The sequence below is a fragment of the Brevundimonas sp. RM1 genome, assembly GCF_052907225.1.
Genome location: NZ_JBRERY010000003.1, coordinates 49,337 through 62,833, shown reverse-complemented (window position 1 = coordinate 62,833; position 13,497 = coordinate 49,337). Strand labels below are relative to the sequence as shown.

At 70.1% G+C, this 13,497-nt stretch carries 18 protein-coding genes; 5 read left to right on the top strand and 13 right to left on the bottom strand.

What is annotated here, in order from left to right:
* Positions 1-34 precede the first annotated feature (34 nt).
* The 3 genes from ACU5AP_RS04060 to ACU5AP_RS04050 all read left to right on the top strand — a co-directional run bounded on the left by ACU5AP_RS04060 (position 35) and on the right by ACU5AP_RS04050 (position 2,983).
* Positions 35-1,393 (top strand): amidohydrolase family protein, encoded by a 1,359-nt coding sequence (locus tag ACU5AP_RS04060; protein ID WP_446680815.1) that lies wholly within the window; start codon positions 35-37, stop codon positions 1,391-1,393.
* Positions 1,394-1,460: 67 nt separating this feature from the next.
* Entirely contained in the window at positions 1,461-2,477 is a 1,017-nt protein-coding gene (gene bioB, locus ACU5AP_RS04055) for a biotin synthase BioB (RefSeq protein ID WP_446680814.1), read from the top strand.
* Positions 2,474-2,983 carry a GNAT family N-acetyltransferase gene (locus ACU5AP_RS04050; RefSeq protein WP_313425480.1) on the top strand — a complete coding sequence of 170 codons (510 nt, stop codon included), beginning with the start codon at positions 2,474-2,476 and terminating at the stop codon, positions 2,981-2,983. Before bioB ends, ACU5AP_RS04050 begins: the two co-directional genes overlap by 4 nt.
* Before the next feature lie 3 nt (positions 2,984-2,986).
* Here ACU5AP_RS04050 and ACU5AP_RS04045 read toward each other — a convergent pair whose 3' ends face one another.
* The 12 genes from ACU5AP_RS04045 to ACU5AP_RS03990 form a co-directional block, all read right to left on the bottom strand.
* Positions 2,987-3,184, bottom strand: coding sequence for a hypothetical protein (locus ACU5AP_RS04045; protein ID WP_088410574.1), 198 nt, complete (start codon positions 3,182-3,184; stop codon positions 2,987-2,989).
* Between the two features lie 71 nt (positions 3,185-3,255).
* The gene (locus tag ACU5AP_RS04040; RefSeq protein WP_446680813.1) at positions 3,256-3,699 is read right to left on the bottom strand and encodes a hypothetical protein; all 444 of its coding nucleotides are present in this window, start codon (positions 3,697-3,699) and stop codon (positions 3,256-3,258) included.
* 31 nt (positions 3,700-3,730) lie between these two features.
* Positions 3,731-4,933 (bottom strand): divergent polysaccharide deacetylase family protein, encoded by a 1,203-nt coding sequence (locus tag ACU5AP_RS04035; protein ID WP_128720666.1) that lies wholly within the window; start codon positions 4,931-4,933, stop codon positions 3,731-3,733.
* A gap of 206 nt (positions 4,934-5,139) precedes the next feature.
* Positions 5,140-6,558 (bottom strand): S41 family peptidase, encoded by a 1,419-nt coding sequence (locus ACU5AP_RS04030; RefSeq protein ID WP_046652452.1) that lies wholly within the window; start codon positions 6,556-6,558, stop codon positions 5,140-5,142.
* 149 nt (positions 6,559-6,707) lie between these two features.
* A complete protein-coding gene (locus ACU5AP_RS04025; RefSeq protein ID WP_052747982.1) occupies positions 6,708-7,802 on the bottom strand; it encodes a murein hydrolase activator EnvC family protein in 1,095 nt (364 codons plus the stop codon).
* Entirely contained in the window at positions 7,802-8,266 is a 465-nt protein-coding gene (gene rlmH, locus ACU5AP_RS04020) for a 23S rRNA (pseudouridine(1915)-N(3))-methyltransferase RlmH (protein ID WP_003166290.1), read from the bottom strand. Before rlmH ends, ACU5AP_RS04025 begins: the two co-directional genes overlap by 1 nt.
* 4 nt (positions 8,267-8,270) lie before the next feature.
* Positions 8,271-8,705, bottom strand: a complete 435-nt coding sequence (rsfS, locus tag ACU5AP_RS04015; protein ID WP_181409310.1) for a ribosome silencing factor — start codon at positions 8,703-8,705, stop codon at positions 8,271-8,273.
* A 135-nt stretch (positions 8,706-8,840) separates the two neighbouring features.
* Positions 8,841-9,503, bottom strand: a complete 663-nt coding sequence (locus tag ACU5AP_RS04010; protein WP_164917957.1) for a nicotinate-nucleotide adenylyltransferase — start codon at positions 9,501-9,503, stop codon at positions 8,841-8,843.
* 116 nt (positions 9,504-9,619) lie between these two features.
* On the bottom strand, positions 9,620-10,237 hold the full coding sequence (locus ACU5AP_RS04005; RefSeq protein ID WP_088410579.1) for a DUF6655 family protein: 618 nt from the start codon (positions 10,235-10,237) through the stop codon (positions 9,620-9,622).
* Positions 10,234-10,674, bottom strand: coding sequence for a VOC family protein (locus tag ACU5AP_RS04000; protein ID WP_313424000.1), 441 nt, complete (start codon positions 10,672-10,674; stop codon positions 10,234-10,236). Before ACU5AP_RS04000 ends, ACU5AP_RS04005 begins: the two co-directional genes overlap by 4 nt.
* 8 nt (positions 10,675-10,682) lie before the next feature.
* The gene (locus tag ACU5AP_RS03995) at positions 10,683-10,922 is read right to left on the bottom strand and encodes a zinc-finger domain-containing protein (RefSeq protein WP_040346318.1); all 240 of its coding nucleotides are present in this window, start codon (positions 10,920-10,922) and stop codon (positions 10,683-10,685) included.
* Between the two features lie 57 nt (positions 10,923-10,979).
* On the bottom strand, positions 10,980-11,270 hold the full coding sequence (locus ACU5AP_RS03990; protein ID WP_003166297.1) for a hypothetical protein: 291 nt from the start codon (positions 11,268-11,270) through the stop codon (positions 10,980-10,982).
* Between the two features lie 189 nt (positions 11,271-11,459).
* On the opposite strand from ACU5AP_RS03990, the gene ACU5AP_RS03985 reads away from it, so the two are divergent.
* A complete protein-coding gene (locus ACU5AP_RS03985) occupies positions 11,460-12,434 on the top strand; it encodes an ABC transporter ATP-binding protein (RefSeq protein WP_088410581.1) in 975 nt (324 codons plus the stop codon).
* A gap of 19 nt (positions 12,435-12,453) precedes the next feature.
* Here the strand turns inward: ACU5AP_RS03985 and ACU5AP_RS03980 are convergent, their stop codons facing one another.
* Positions 12,454-12,864: a Tat pathway signal protein gene (locus tag ACU5AP_RS03980; RefSeq protein ID WP_128718948.1), complete on the bottom strand. Its 411-nt coding sequence runs from the start codon at positions 12,862-12,864 to the stop codon at positions 12,454-12,456.
* A gap of 78 nt (positions 12,865-12,942) precedes the next feature.
* On the opposite strand from ACU5AP_RS03980, the gene ACU5AP_RS03975 reads away from it, so the two are divergent.
* Positions 12,943-13,419 (top strand): RNA pyrophosphohydrolase, encoded by a 477-nt coding sequence (locus ACU5AP_RS03975; RefSeq protein ID WP_128718949.1) that lies wholly within the window; start codon positions 12,943-12,945, stop codon positions 13,417-13,419.
* The last annotated feature ends 78 nt before the right edge of the window (positions 13,420-13,497 follow it).

Here is a 13,497-nt window from a genome sequence, read left to right as displayed (position 1 = left end):
AACACTCTCCCCGAGTTTCGAGGGGGGAGTATCCATGATGAAGACCTTGCTGACGACGGCCGCCTGCGCCCTGGCCCTGGCGGCCGCGAGCGCGCCCGCAGCCGCCCAGACCGCCACGCCCGTCGCGCCGACGGGCGCCGCGCCCGCGCCGGGCGTCGTGACCCTGATCCAGGCGGGGCGCCTGCTGGATCGTCCCGGCCAGGCCCCGCGCGGCCCGTCCACCCTGGTGGTGCGCGACGGCAAGGTGGTCGAGATCCGCGACGGCTTCGTCGACGCCGCCGCCTTTCCCGGGGCCGTGGTGGTGGACCAGCGCGACCGCTTCGTCCTGCCCGGCCTGATCGACAGCCATGTGCACCTGGTGTCCGACGTGGCGGGCCAGGCCGGTTTCCTAGCCGAGATCACCGACAACCTGCCCTCGCGCGCCTACAGCGCCGCCATGAACGCCCGCAAGACGCTGTTGGCGGGCTTCACCACCGTGCGGAACCTGGGCGACAGCGGCGGCGTCACCCTGGCCCTGCGCGAGGAGACGGCGGCCCACCGCCTGGCCGGACCGCGCATCATCGACGCCGGGAACAGCATCTCGACCACCTCCGGCCACATGGACGGGCGTCTGGGCTTCAACGACGACTTCCGCGAGCACATCGCCCACGACAACGTCTGCAACGGCGCCGAAAGCTGCCGCGAGGCGGTCCGTCTTCAGGTCGGACGCGGCGTCGACGTCATCAAGATCGCCACCACCGGCGGGGTCAACAGCCGCATCGGCGCCGGACTGGGCGCCCAGATGTTCGACGACGAGGCCAAGGCCCTGATCGACACGGCCCACCTCTACGGCAAGAAGGTCGCCGTCCACGCCCACGGCGCCGACGGCGTCAACCTGGCCCTGCGCATGGGCGTCGATTCGGTCGAGCACGGCACCATCTTCGACGACGAAACCCTGCAGCTGCTGCGTCGCACCCGCGCCTATTACGTCCCGACCCTGTCGGTGGTGAACGGCTACACCGAGCGTCTGGCCGCCGACCCCGAGGCCTATCCGCCGGAAGTCCTGGCCAAGATCCGCTGGCGCATCGAGATCACCGGCCAGTCGCTGCAACGCGCGGTCCCGGCGGGCGTCCGCATCGCCTTCGGCACCGACGCGGGCGTGTCCAAGCACGGCCGCAACGCCGATGAGTTCGAGCTGATGGTCAGGAACGGCATGACCCCGGCGACCGCCATCGAGGCAGCCACGGTCAACGCCGCCGACCTGCTGGGCGTCTCGGCCGAGGTCGGCACGCTGGAGCCGGGCAAGCGGGCCGACGTCATCGCCGTGGCGGGCGATCCGCTGGCCGATGTGACGACGCTGAAGTCCGTCGCCTTCGTCATGCGCGACGGCCGCGTCTACAAGGACGAACGCTGAGCCAAAGAACGGCGACGCGTCACTTCCGGCTTGGCCGCGCCCGCGCGCGCGGCTAAGCCGTCGTCCCATGGCTGACGACGCATCGATCCGACCCGCCCGCGATCTCTCGATCCCCCGCCACGACTGGACCCTGGAGGAGGTCGAGGCCCTGTTCGCCCGCCCCTTCATGGAGCTGGTGTTCGAGGCGGCGACGGTGCACCGGCGCACCTTCGACCCGAATGAAGTCCAGAAGTCGCAGCTGCTGTCGGTCAAGACCGGCGGCTGCGCCGAGAACTGCGGCTACTGCTCCCAGTCGGCCAGCTTCAAGACCGGGCTCAAGGCTGAGAAGCTGATGGAGCCGACCGCCGTCATCGCCGAGGCCATGGCGGCCAAGGCCGGCGGGGCCAGCCGCTTCTGCATGGGCGCCGCCTGGCGCGAGCTGAAGGACCGCGACACGCCCAAGCTGGCGGCCATGATCTCGGGCGTGAAGGCGCTGGGTCTGGAGACCTGCGCCACGCTCGGCATGCTGAACGCCGACCAGGCGAAACAGCTGAAGGACGCGGGCCTCGACTACTACAACCACAACCTCGACACCGGGCCTGAGTATTACGCCGAGGTGGTGACGACGCGCTCCTATCAGGACCGGCTGGAGACCCTGCAGCACGTCCGCGACGCAGGCATGTCGACCTGCTGCGGCGGCATCGTCGGCATGGGCGAGAAGCGCCGCGATCGCGCGGGCCTGCTGCATGCGCTGGCCACCCTGCCTGTCCACCCCGACAGCCTGCCGGTCAACGCCCTGGTTCCCGTCGGCGGCACGCCGCTGGGCGAGCGGGTGCTGAAGGAAGGCGAGATCGATCCGATCGAGTTCGTCCGCACCGTCGCCGTCGCCCGTCTGGTCTGCCCCAAGTCGATGGTCCGCCTGTCGGCCGGTCGCGAAGGCATGACGCCGGAGATGCAGGCCCTGTGCTTCCTGGCCGGCGCCAACTCCATCTTCGTCGGCGGCAAGCTGCTGACCACGCCGAACCCGGAAGAGGACGACGACGCCAAGCTGTTCGCCCTGCTGGACCTGAAGCCCATGCCCGCCAAGGGTTGCGACGCCCATTGATCCGGGTCCGCCCGACGCGCGGAACGGACATCGGCCGTCTGGAGGCGGTGGAGCGGTCGGCGGCGACGCTGTTCCGCGCCCTGCCCGATCTGGCCTGGCTGGCGGAGGACCGCACGGCCGGGCCTGAAGCCCATGCGCGCGCCGTCGCGCAGGGCCTGTCCTGGGTCGCCGTGGACGAAGTGGATCAGCCGGCCGGCTTCCTGATCGCCGCCGTAGAGGACGGCGCAGACCTTCACGTTCTGGAGTTGTCCGTCGCCGCCGACCATCAGGGACGCGGCGCCGGGCGGGCGCTGATGCAGACGGCCCGGCGCGAGGCCGAGACCCGCGCCCTGTCCGCCCTGACGCTGACGACGTTCGCAGGCGTCGCGTGGAACGCGCCCTTTTACGCCCGCCTCGGCTATACAGCGCTGACCGCAGAAACGACGCCCGCCTATCTGCGCGAGGCACTGGCCGCACAAGCCGAACACGGCCTGACCGACCGCGTCGCCATGCGCCTCAAGCTCTGACGCCTATTTGCTCATCCAGGGTCGCGAAGCCCCGCTCTTGATGCGCGCTGCCTGTTCGCGCTGGAAACGGCCGCCGCGCGGCGGCTTGGGTCGGGCGTCGATCGCCGCCTTCTTGAGCCGCAGCGCCCGCTGTACGGGCGTCTCGCCGGGAACAGCGTCCGCAGGTTCGGCGGCGGGCGTGTGATCATCATCAGTGCTCATGCCGCTTCTGTAGCACGTCCACGGCCCACGACGACCAAGGTATAGACAGGCTCGCACATAAGCCGCTTATCTCATTGTTCGAAACCACGAGGGTCGGCATGCAAACCAGCAAAGGCACCGCCTGGATCGGCGAGCCGACGCCGGGCGACGCCCTGTTCTTCCCTAGCCTCGAGTTCGTCCAGACGCCGTGCGCGCTGGGCGTGTTGGCGAGGGGCAACCCGATCGACCGAGGCGCTCCATTCGTTCAGATTTTCGTCTTCCGCGACGTGCAGGTGTTCAGCGCCTTTGACGAAAGCCTCTACTGGTCGCATGCGGAAACCGCGGACAGACCCCGCCATTTGCTTAGCCGTGTCGAGACCAGCCCCTTGCGTGATGCGGTCATGAAACTGCGCGGCGGCGACGACTGCGCCGACCACTGGATCGTCCACCATTTTGTCATCTGCGGCGGCGACTTTTGCGGCGAGGTTCTCGCCTCGCCCCACTTTGAGAGCGCGGTTTTTAAGACGGAAGCCCATGCGCGCGCGGCGTTGCGTCAGATGACGACGTTTAACGCCCCGGCCGCCGGGTCATCGCCGAGGCGGGGGCCAACTGGAGGCCGCGGGCTTCGAGGCCCGCCGTCCAGCGGGCGGCGGCCTCGACGGTGACGGGGTAGGAGAAGCCGGTTCCCAGGGCCGCGCCGTTGGTCTTGGCGGCGGCCTCCAGGGCGTTGAACTGGCGCAGGATGGCGGCGGGGGTCTGTTCCTCGTCGACGACGCGGTCGGCGCTGGCGCGGGCGAAGGCGCCGGGGCGGCGGCGCATGGAGCCGTCGTCGAGGAAGGCCAGGCCCCGCTGGCGCAGATTGGTCATCAGGGCCGTCACGCCCTCGTCCGAGGTCGCGAACCGGTCGCCCAGATAGTTGGTCACGCCGAAATAGCCCGTGGCGCGCGCCAGCAGCCAGTCCAGCTTGACCGCTACGTCGTCGGCGCCGCCGGACGACAGCAGGGTGTAGGGGCCGGGGTCGTTGTCGGGATAGCCGGTCGGCTCCATCGGCAATTCGATCATCACCTCATGGCCGTGGGCGCGGGCCATGTCGATCCAGGTCTGAAGCCCCTCGGCGTAGGGCACGAAGGACAGCGTCACCTCGGCCGGCAGGCGTTCGATCGCCGCGCGGGTCGTGGCGCTGTTCAGGCCCAGCCCGCCGACCACCAGGGCCACCATCGGCTTGCCGTTCGAGCGGAAGGGCCGGGCGTAGGCCTGGGCCGGGACGCGGCCGTCGACGGCGATGCGCGGCAGGGGGCCGTTCGGGCCGGGCTGGAACAGGCCCGCGATCGGCGCCTTGGGCAGGGGGTTGGAGGGCGCGCGCACCGGGGCGCTGAAACCCTGGCCCGAGGCCACGCTGGCGCCGTCCGGCAGAGTGATGAGCGCCTCGCCCCCGGCGGCTCCGCCCTCGCCCATCAGGGCCGGATCGATGGGGCCGAGATCCTGATAGATGTCCAGACCGCTGAAACCGAAGGCCTCCGCCCCGGTCGGCGCCGTGTCGGCGGCGACGGGCCGCTCCAGCACGGCGCTGGCCGTCGGCGCGCCCGCGCGCGGATCGCCCAGCACGGCGACGAACAGGGCGGCGGCGCCGATGACGAAGACCCCGGCCGCGCCCGCCGCGACGGGCGGCTTCTTCAGGGCGTTCAGGACCGGCTCCATGGCGACGCGCGACCGGGGCTCCGGCGGCGCGCCTGCGGCGGCGGCGAGGGCGGACTGGCGCTTGGCGAACATGGTCAGGGCGGCGGCTCGGGCTTGCAGGCGCCGCACAGACGCGGCGCCCCTCAGCCTCAGTTAAGCCCTGCGTCGGTTAAGAAAGCCTAACGGCGCGTTCACCACGTTCTTAGCCGCCCTAAACCGCCCTTATTCGCGGGCTTATGAACAGCGCGATGTCGATCCCCCGGGACAAGCCCGGGGCGACGAAGAAAGGCGAGAGGCTCTTAATCAGGCTTCGGCTTGTTCTCTGGCGTGATGTCAGGCGGCAGCATCGGGCGTTCCGTCGGCGTTTCGGCCTCCGCCGTCTCGACCTTCTCTTCGCCCGGCTCGGTGATGACGATCCCCTCGGGCGCAGCAGCCAGCTTGGTCAGGTCGCCGCCGGCGCGCAGCACGTCCAGCGCCCGCTCCAGCTGATAGTCCTTGTCCTTGGCGTAGTCGGCGCCCGGCGCTTCGCGCGGTGTGTGCGGCCCCTTGCGCTCGGCCCCGATGGAGGAATCCAGCGCCGTCGAATAGGCCGCCTCGGAATAGATGAAACTGGAGCGCGAGACGATGCGCGCCTCGGCCTCGGAGCGCGCGACCTCCAGGTCCGGCTCGATGCCGATCTTCTGGATCGAGCGGCCCGACGGCGTGTAGTAGCGCGCCGTGGTGATCGACAGGGCGCCGTCCTGGCCGCCGCGCAGCGGGATCACCGTCTGCACCGACCCCTTGCCGAAGCTGGTCAGGCCGACGACCGTCGCCCGCTCCTGATCCTTCAGGGCCCCGGCCACGATCTCGGACGCCGAGGCCGAGCCGTAGTTGATCAGCACCACCACCGGCAGGCCGCCGGTCAGGTCGCCCGGCTTGGCGGCGTAGCGTTCGATGTCCTCGGGCTTGCGGCCGCGCTGGCTGACGATCTCGCCGCGCTCCAGGAAGGCGTCCGACACGTCGATGGCCGCCGTCAGCAGGCCGCCGCCGTTGTTGCGCAGGTCCAGCACATAGCCCTTCAGGCCCGGCTTCTCGCGCTTCAGCCGCTCGATCGTCTCGGTCAGCTCGCGGCCGGTGTTCTCGTTGAAGGTCGAGATGCGCAGATAGCCGAAGTCGCCTTCCAGACGGCCGGTGACGGATTCGACCTTGATGACTTCGCGCGTCAGCACGACCTCGCGCGGCTCCTCGCCGTCGCGCAGGAAGGTGACGGTGACGCTGGTGCCCGTGGCGCCGCGCAGCTTGTCCGAGACCTCGGACACCGTCAGACCGGCCGCGTTCTGGCCGTTGACGGCGCTGATGACGTCGCCCGCCTGAACCCCCGCACGGCCCGCCGGGCTGTCGTCCATCGGCGAGATGACCTTCACCAGCCCGCCCTCTGAGGTGATGGTCAGGCCGACGCCGGAATATTCCCCCGAGGTCCGCTCGCGCAGGTCGCCGAAGGCCTTGGCCGGCAGATAGTTGGAGTGCGGGTCGAGCGCCGTCATCATGCCCTGCAGGGCGGCCTCGATCAGCTTCTTGTTGTCGACCGGAACGACATAGGCCTGCTCGACGATGCCCAGCACGTCGCCGAACATCTCGAGCATGCGGAAGGTCTCGTTGCGCGGAGTCTGGCTGGCCACGGCCGCCGCCGATCCGCCCAGCGCCAGGGCGGCGGCGCCCACGAGAAGCAGTTTACGCATTCGGTCTCTTTCCATCGGATCCGCTTTCGGCTCCGGTCGTCCAGGGCGGCGCGGGCGCCACGAACGGCGCGCACGACAGTTCCGGCGATACAAACAGCGTCCGCGCCGATTTGAAAGGGATTTCGCGCGGTTGGCCCTCGGAGGGCGGCCTACTGCAGCCAGGGCGCGGGATCGATGGGCCGTTCCTGGCGGCGCAGTTCGAAATAGGCCTCGCCGTCCTCGCCGGTGCGGCCCAGGGTCTGGCCGTCGGCGACGCGCTGTCCGGTCTCGACCTCCAGACGATCCAGGCCCGCAATCACGGCGCGCCAGCCGGGGCCGAGGTCGAGGATCACCACCTCGCCCCACTCCTTCAGCGGCCCGGCGTAGGCGACGCGGCCCGCCGCCGGCGCGCCGACCGCCTCATGGCTGGAGCGCCAGCTCCACCCGGCTGAACGGCCGCCGAAGCGTTGAGAGGGCGTCCCCGCGATGGGCGGGGTCAGGCGGCTGCGGCCCGCAGGCAGGCGGGCGGCCGGGGCCTCTTCCGGCGCCTCGGCGATCCGAGGCGTCTGGCCGCCCAGTTCGCGGATGCGCGCCTCCAGCGCCTTGGTGGCCCGTTCGGCCCGCGCCGCCTCGGCCCGCAGGACGGACCGCAGGGCGGTCTTGCGCGCCGTCAGCCCCTCGATCTCGGCGCGACGGTCGTTCTGGGCGCTTTCGACGGTGAACAGCCGCTCGCTGGACAGGGCGGCCAGGCGGCGGATGCGGCCGATCTCGGCCTGGCGCTCGACCAGGGTTTCGGCCCGGTCCTGAAGCTCAGGCGTGATGGCGCGGATCAGGATGGAGGCGCGCACCGTGTCCACCGCCTTGTCCGCCGGGATCAGCAGGGGCGGCGGCGGCTCGCGGCTCATCATCTGCAGGGCGGACAGCAGCCGTCCCTGCGCCGCGCGCTCGCGCGACAGGGCGGCCAGCAGGGCCGCCTCGCGATCGCCCAGCTCTTTCAGACGGGCGCGCTGGGCCTCCATCTGCACGTCGTCCTCAGCCTCGGCGCGGCGCAGCTCGCGCAGCTGGCGGTCCAGGTCGACGATCTCCTCGGCGGCGGCGGCGGCCTCGGCGCGCAGGCGGCGGGCGCGGGCGGTCTCGTCCCGATACTCGGCCTGAAGCCGGGTCAGCTCGGAGTTCGGCTGGGCCGCGCGCTGGCTGGCCGCCGGCCCGGCCAAGGCCAGCAGCAGGCTGGAGGAGGTCAGAAGAAGAACGGCCCCGGATCGCATCAGTCGCGATGATAGGGCGAACCGGCCAGGATGGTCACGGCCCGATAGATCTGCTCGGCCAGCATGGCGCGGGCCAGGGCGTGGGGCCAGGTCTGCGGCCCGAAGGCCAGGGTCGAGCGGGCCGCGCGGCGCACGCTTTCGTCCAGACCGTCGGCGCCGCCGATGACGAAGACCAGCCGCCGCTCGCCCTGATCGCGCAGAGCCGCCACATGGTCGGCGAAGGCGCGCGAGGAATAGGTGCGTCCGCGCTCGTCGCAGGCGATCAGGTGCGCGCCCTCGGCGGCGGCCAGCAGCAGCTCGGCCTCCGGCGCCTTACCGGGTTTCTTCGGCTCAAGATCGATGAGTTCGAGGGGCCCCAAGCCCAGGGGCCGCCCCGACAGGGTGGCCCGCCGGGCGTAGTCGTCGGCCAGGGCGGCCTCGGGACCGCGGCCCGGCTTGCCGATGGCCGCGATCGCCAGCTTCATGAGGTCAGTCCCGGGCGGGGCCGCCGCGGTGGGCGCTGTCGACCGCCCAGATCTTCTCGATGTTGTAGAAGGTGCGCACTTCCGGGCGGAACAGGTGGACGACGACGTCGCCCGCATCCAGCAGCACCCAGTCGCAGTGCGGCAGGCCCTCGACCTTCACCTTGCCCAGGCCCAGTTCCTTGAACAGGCGCAGCAGGTGGTCGGCGATGGCGCCGACGTGGCGGTGCGAGCGGCCCGAAGCCACGATCATGGCGTCGGTCATCGGGCTCTTGCCGCGCAGGTCGATCAGGACGATGTCCTGAGCCTTATCGTCGTCGAGTTTGGCGAGGATGGCCTGCTCCAGCTCGGTCGCGCCGACCGGCAGAGGCTGGCGCTCGTCGCTACTGGGGCCGTCCTCGGCCTGACCGTCTTCGGAATGGACGGAATCCATCAGGTCCATTTCGTGCGCCGCATTCGAAACGGCGTCTTGCGCATCGTGCGCGGTCGAGGGGGTCAGCGGAGGGCTCCGAGGCGATTACTAAAAGCCGATCATAGCACGCCCGGCGCAAAAGGTCACCCGGCCTGCGACGACTCTTCACCCCCCCGCGCGCGTCGCGCGGATGGCGGTGGATGAGCGGTGGTTCAGCGGCGCCGTCAGATAGGTCCAGGCCGGCGCCTCCAGATTGGGCAGCAATCCGGCCTGGGCGGCGGGAATGCGATAGCGGGCGAACCGAGCCGCCGCCGGGGCCGTGCGGCTGTCCAGCAGGCTGCCCGGCCGGGCGATCACCGCCACCGGCATCAACCGCATGATGTCGGTCCAGCCCCTCCAGCGATGAAATCCCGCCAGATTGTCCGATCCCATCAGCCAGACGAAATTCACGCCGGGATGGCGGGCGACGACGGCGCGCAGGGTGTCGACGGTCCAGCGCGTGCCCGCCCGCGTCTCGAAATCCGAAACGATCATGGCCGGGCCGACGCTCGCCGCCACGGCGCGCGCCGAGGCCATGCGTTCGGCCAGGGGCGCGGTCTCGTGCTCGGATTTCAGCGGATTCTGCGGCGAGACCAGCCAGACCACCCGGTCCAGGTCCAACCGCTGCATGGCGGTGGCCGCCACATGGGCGTGGCCGTCGTGAGCCGGATTGAACGAGCCGCCGAACAGGCCGACCTTCATCCCCGGCGCCAGATCCAACCCGTCGCGCAGGGCGCCTCGGCGAAGACCGGAGCCTTTCGGCGCGGGACCGGCGTGGAAGAAGGACAAGGGCGTCTCTTGCGGCGGCGGCGAACGAGTGAGCGCGGCCAACGCCTTATGCTCACCTGCGCCCTAACACGGTCCGAAGCGCCTGTCTCGCTCCGCGAACGGAGCGAGCGACCGCGCTAGAATTCCTTCCAGCTCGAGCCCGGATCACGTTCGCCCGGCTGGGCCAGCTGCTGGCCCCAGGTGATCATCATGAAGGCCTTGTGGCTGCGGATCTTGTACTGGCCGATCATCGGCGTGACGGCGCCCAGCGGCATCCCGGTGCGGGCGTCGTAGAGGAAGCCCGAGAACTCGGCCACGCCCATGCGGTCGCGGTTGGAGTAGAGCGACAGCTCCGGCAGGGAAACGACGTTCAGGCTCTCATTGATCGGCACGCGCATGTCGGGAATGCCCACCACCCGGCGCAGTTGGTCCAGCGACAGGGCGCCGGCGCGCACCTCGAAGATGGCGTCGGCCTCGCCGCGTTCGCGCACGATGGCGTAGCCGGCTTCCGACAGGGCGGCGCGGATGGCGCTCAGCGCATAGCGGGCGTTCTCGGCCTGGAAATAGGTCTCGTCGACGAAGACGCGCGCGCCCTGCGGGATCGGCAGGGTCAGGCCCTCGACCGCCCGGTCGGCGGCGCGGTTGACCAGCAGCATGTCCGTGGCCGTCCGCGACGGATTGGTCTCCGTCACCGAGGCGCAGGCGCCCAGGCTCAGGACCGCCAGCCCCAGGATCAGCCGCGCCGAAACGCTCACCAGGCGCCCACGTTCGGCATGGAGGCCCAGGGCTCGGCCGGGGCCAGGCGCTCGCCCGACTGCAGCAGCTCGATCGAAATCCCGTCCGGCGAACGGATGAAGGCCATGTGGCCGTCGCGCGGCGGACGGTTGACGACCACGCCGCCGTCCATCAGCCGCTGGCAGGCGGCGTAGATGTCGTCGACCTGAAACGCCAGGTGGCCGAAGTTGCGGCCGCCGTCGTAGTCCTGATCGTCCCAGTTATAGGTCAGCTCGACCTCGGGGGATTGCTCGGCCTCGGCGCGGGCCTTGTCCGCCGGCGCGGCCAGATAGACCAGGGTGAAGCGCCCGGCCTCGTAATCCGCGCGGCGCGTCTCCACCAGACCCAGCAGATCGCAGTAGAAACGCATCGAAGCGTCCAGATCCTTCACCCGGACCATGGCGTGCAGATAGCGCATGATCGGACTCAGTGCGCCTCGGGCGGACGGGCCGCCGGATCGAGGTATTCGCTCTCGGGGTGCGGATGGGCCGACAGCACGAAGCGGCGGTCGCAATAGCCGCACTCGATGAAGTCGTCCTCGCCCATGTCCATGTAGACCAGCGGGTGGCCCAGGGCCCCGCCGCCGCCGTCGCAGGCGACGCGCTTGGTCGAGACCACGATCTCTTCGGGCGGAGGAATGACGGCTTCGAGATGACGGGGAGGCATGATCCGGTCCGGTCTGGAAAGGCTTTGCGCCGTTCCTAGGCGGACCGGACCGTCAGGTCAAACCTCCGAAGGCGCGGCCTTGCGGCCCATCACCTTGTCGAACAGGGCCTTGCGCTTCTTGAACAGGGTCAGGCCCAGGCAGCCCGCCCCGACCCACAGGCCGATCTCGCCGATCACAGCGGCGACCGCGGCGATGATCGCCGCCTGGGTCATGGGCAGATAGTCCAGCTTGCCCGCCAGCAGGGCCAGGGCGAAACCGGCGTAGCCGATGGCGCAGACCCCCATGGCGATGAAGCCGATCAGGCGAATGCGGGTCAGCGGCTTGCGGGTGGCGACGGCGGTGGTCATGGCGTGTCCTCATCCAAGGGAAGTTGTCTTTCTGACAAGCAAGCTAGACACATCACCCGCACACGTCAAGCACCATTTACATATCGTCTCGCAACCTTGTCCCCGTACGCACGGCGACGGCTTGGCGAACCGCCCCGCGCCCCCTACCTATGCCGTCCGCCCCGCCTTGCCCGAGTTGAAGTCCGCGCCATGACCCAAGAGCCCCGCCTGCCCGTCAACGCCATCGAGGTCAGGGGGCTGAAGAAGACCTACAAGGGCTCGCGCAAGTCGCCGCCGAAAACCGCCCTGCGCGGGGTCGATCTGACGGTGCCGCGCGGCTCGATGTTCGGACTGCTAGGGCCCAATGGGGCGGGCAAATCGACCCTCATCAACATCATCGCGGGCGTGGTGAACAAGTCCGAGGGCACGGTCCGCATCTGGGACCGCGACATCGACCATGAGGCGCGCGACGCCCGCTCGGCGCTGGGCGTGGTGCCGCAGGAGATCGTCGCCGACGTCTTCTTCACCCCGCGCGAGGCGCTGGAGGTCCAGGCCGGCTTCTACGGCGTGCCCGCCAACGAACGCCGCTCGGACGAACTGCTGGCGGCGCTGGGCCTGTCGGACAAGGCCAACGCCTATGTCCGCGCCCTATCCGGCGGCATGAAGCGGCGCCTGATGGTGGCCAAGGCCCTGGTGCACAATCCGCCCGTGCTGATCCTGGACGAACCGACGGCGGGCGTGGACGTCGAGCTGCGCCGCCAGCTGTGGGAGTACGTCCGCAAGATCAATGAGGAGGGGGTGACGGTGATCCTGACCACCCACTACCTCGAAGAGGCGCAGGAGCTGTGCGACACCATCGCCATCATCAACCGCGGCGAGGTCGTGGCCTGCGAGCCGACTGAACAGCTCTTGAAGCGGCTGGACACCCGCAACGTCGTGGTGACGCCCGAGACGGCGCCCGAGACCCTGCCCGCTCTGAACGGCTTTGCGGTCGCCCCGCGCGCCAACGGCGCCTTCGTCGTCACCTACCGGACGGGTGAATCCAGCGTCGAACAGGTGCTGGCCGCCGTGCGCGCGGCGGGCGTGACCATCAAGGACATCGCCACCGAAGACCCGGACCTGGAAGACGTCTTCCTCGCCATGACCTACGGCGACACGAGCCGCCCCGACCCGACGCAGGACTGAGGGAGGGGGCGTAGCCCCTTCACGCCACCATCACCGTGCCGAGCAGCAGCTTGGCCCCCGGCTTGCCCAGAATGGCGTCCGTCGCGTGCTGCAGCGCCACCACCAGCCATTCGACATTGGGCGGGGCGTCCGGCAGCAGCCGCGCGGCGGCGATGCGGACGATCTCGTTGTAGGCGGCGCTGAGACGCGGCTGGGACAGCTGCGCCCGCTCCATCAGGGCGCCGTCGGCGATGTCGAGACCCGTCTCGACCGTCATCACCCCGCGTCGTCCGTCACGCCTCAACACGGTGGCCGTGGCGGTGGGCAGGGACAGATAGCCCCCCTTGCCGCCGCCGCTCTTCTCAGGCGAAGCGTGCGCGGCGCCGGCCGCCGCGAGGCCGCCGAGCGCCACGCCATGCAAAGTCAGGCCGATCAGATGACGTCTGTCCATGACGCCACCCTAGCCGCGCACGCCTTTCCCGGACGTTGACGCCTAGCCCGCGACGAGACGGCGGCGTATGCGAAGGGCATGAGCATCGACCTGTCCCTCTATCGCCCCAACGTCGGGGTCGTCCTGTTCAACCCGGCCGGCCAGGTCTGGTTCGGCCGCCGCGCCGACACGCCCGAGCCGTGGAACTGGCAGTTCCCGCAGGGCGGTGTCGACGACGGCGAAGACCTGGAAGCCGCCGCCCGCCGCGAACTGCACGAGGAGACGGGCGTGCGCTCCATCGCCCTGCTGGGCCGCACGAGCGAGTGGATTCCCTATGACTTCCCCGAAGGCCTGCCGAGCCCCAAGAGCTGGAAGGGGCTGAAAGGCCAGCGCCAGCAGTGGTTCGCCTTCCGCCTGACCGGCCAGGAGGACGAGATCGACCTGAACGCCCACGGCGAACCGGAATTCGACGCCTGGCGCTGGGGGCGGCTGGAAGAGGCGCCCAGCCTGATCGTGCCGTTCAAACGCCCGGTCTATGAGCAGGTGGCGCGGGTGTTCGGGGAATGGGCCGCCTGAGGCTCTGACGCTTCTCTAAAGACCAAGCGTCACTCTTCGGACCCCACTGCCGTCATCCTCGGGCTTGACCCGAGGATC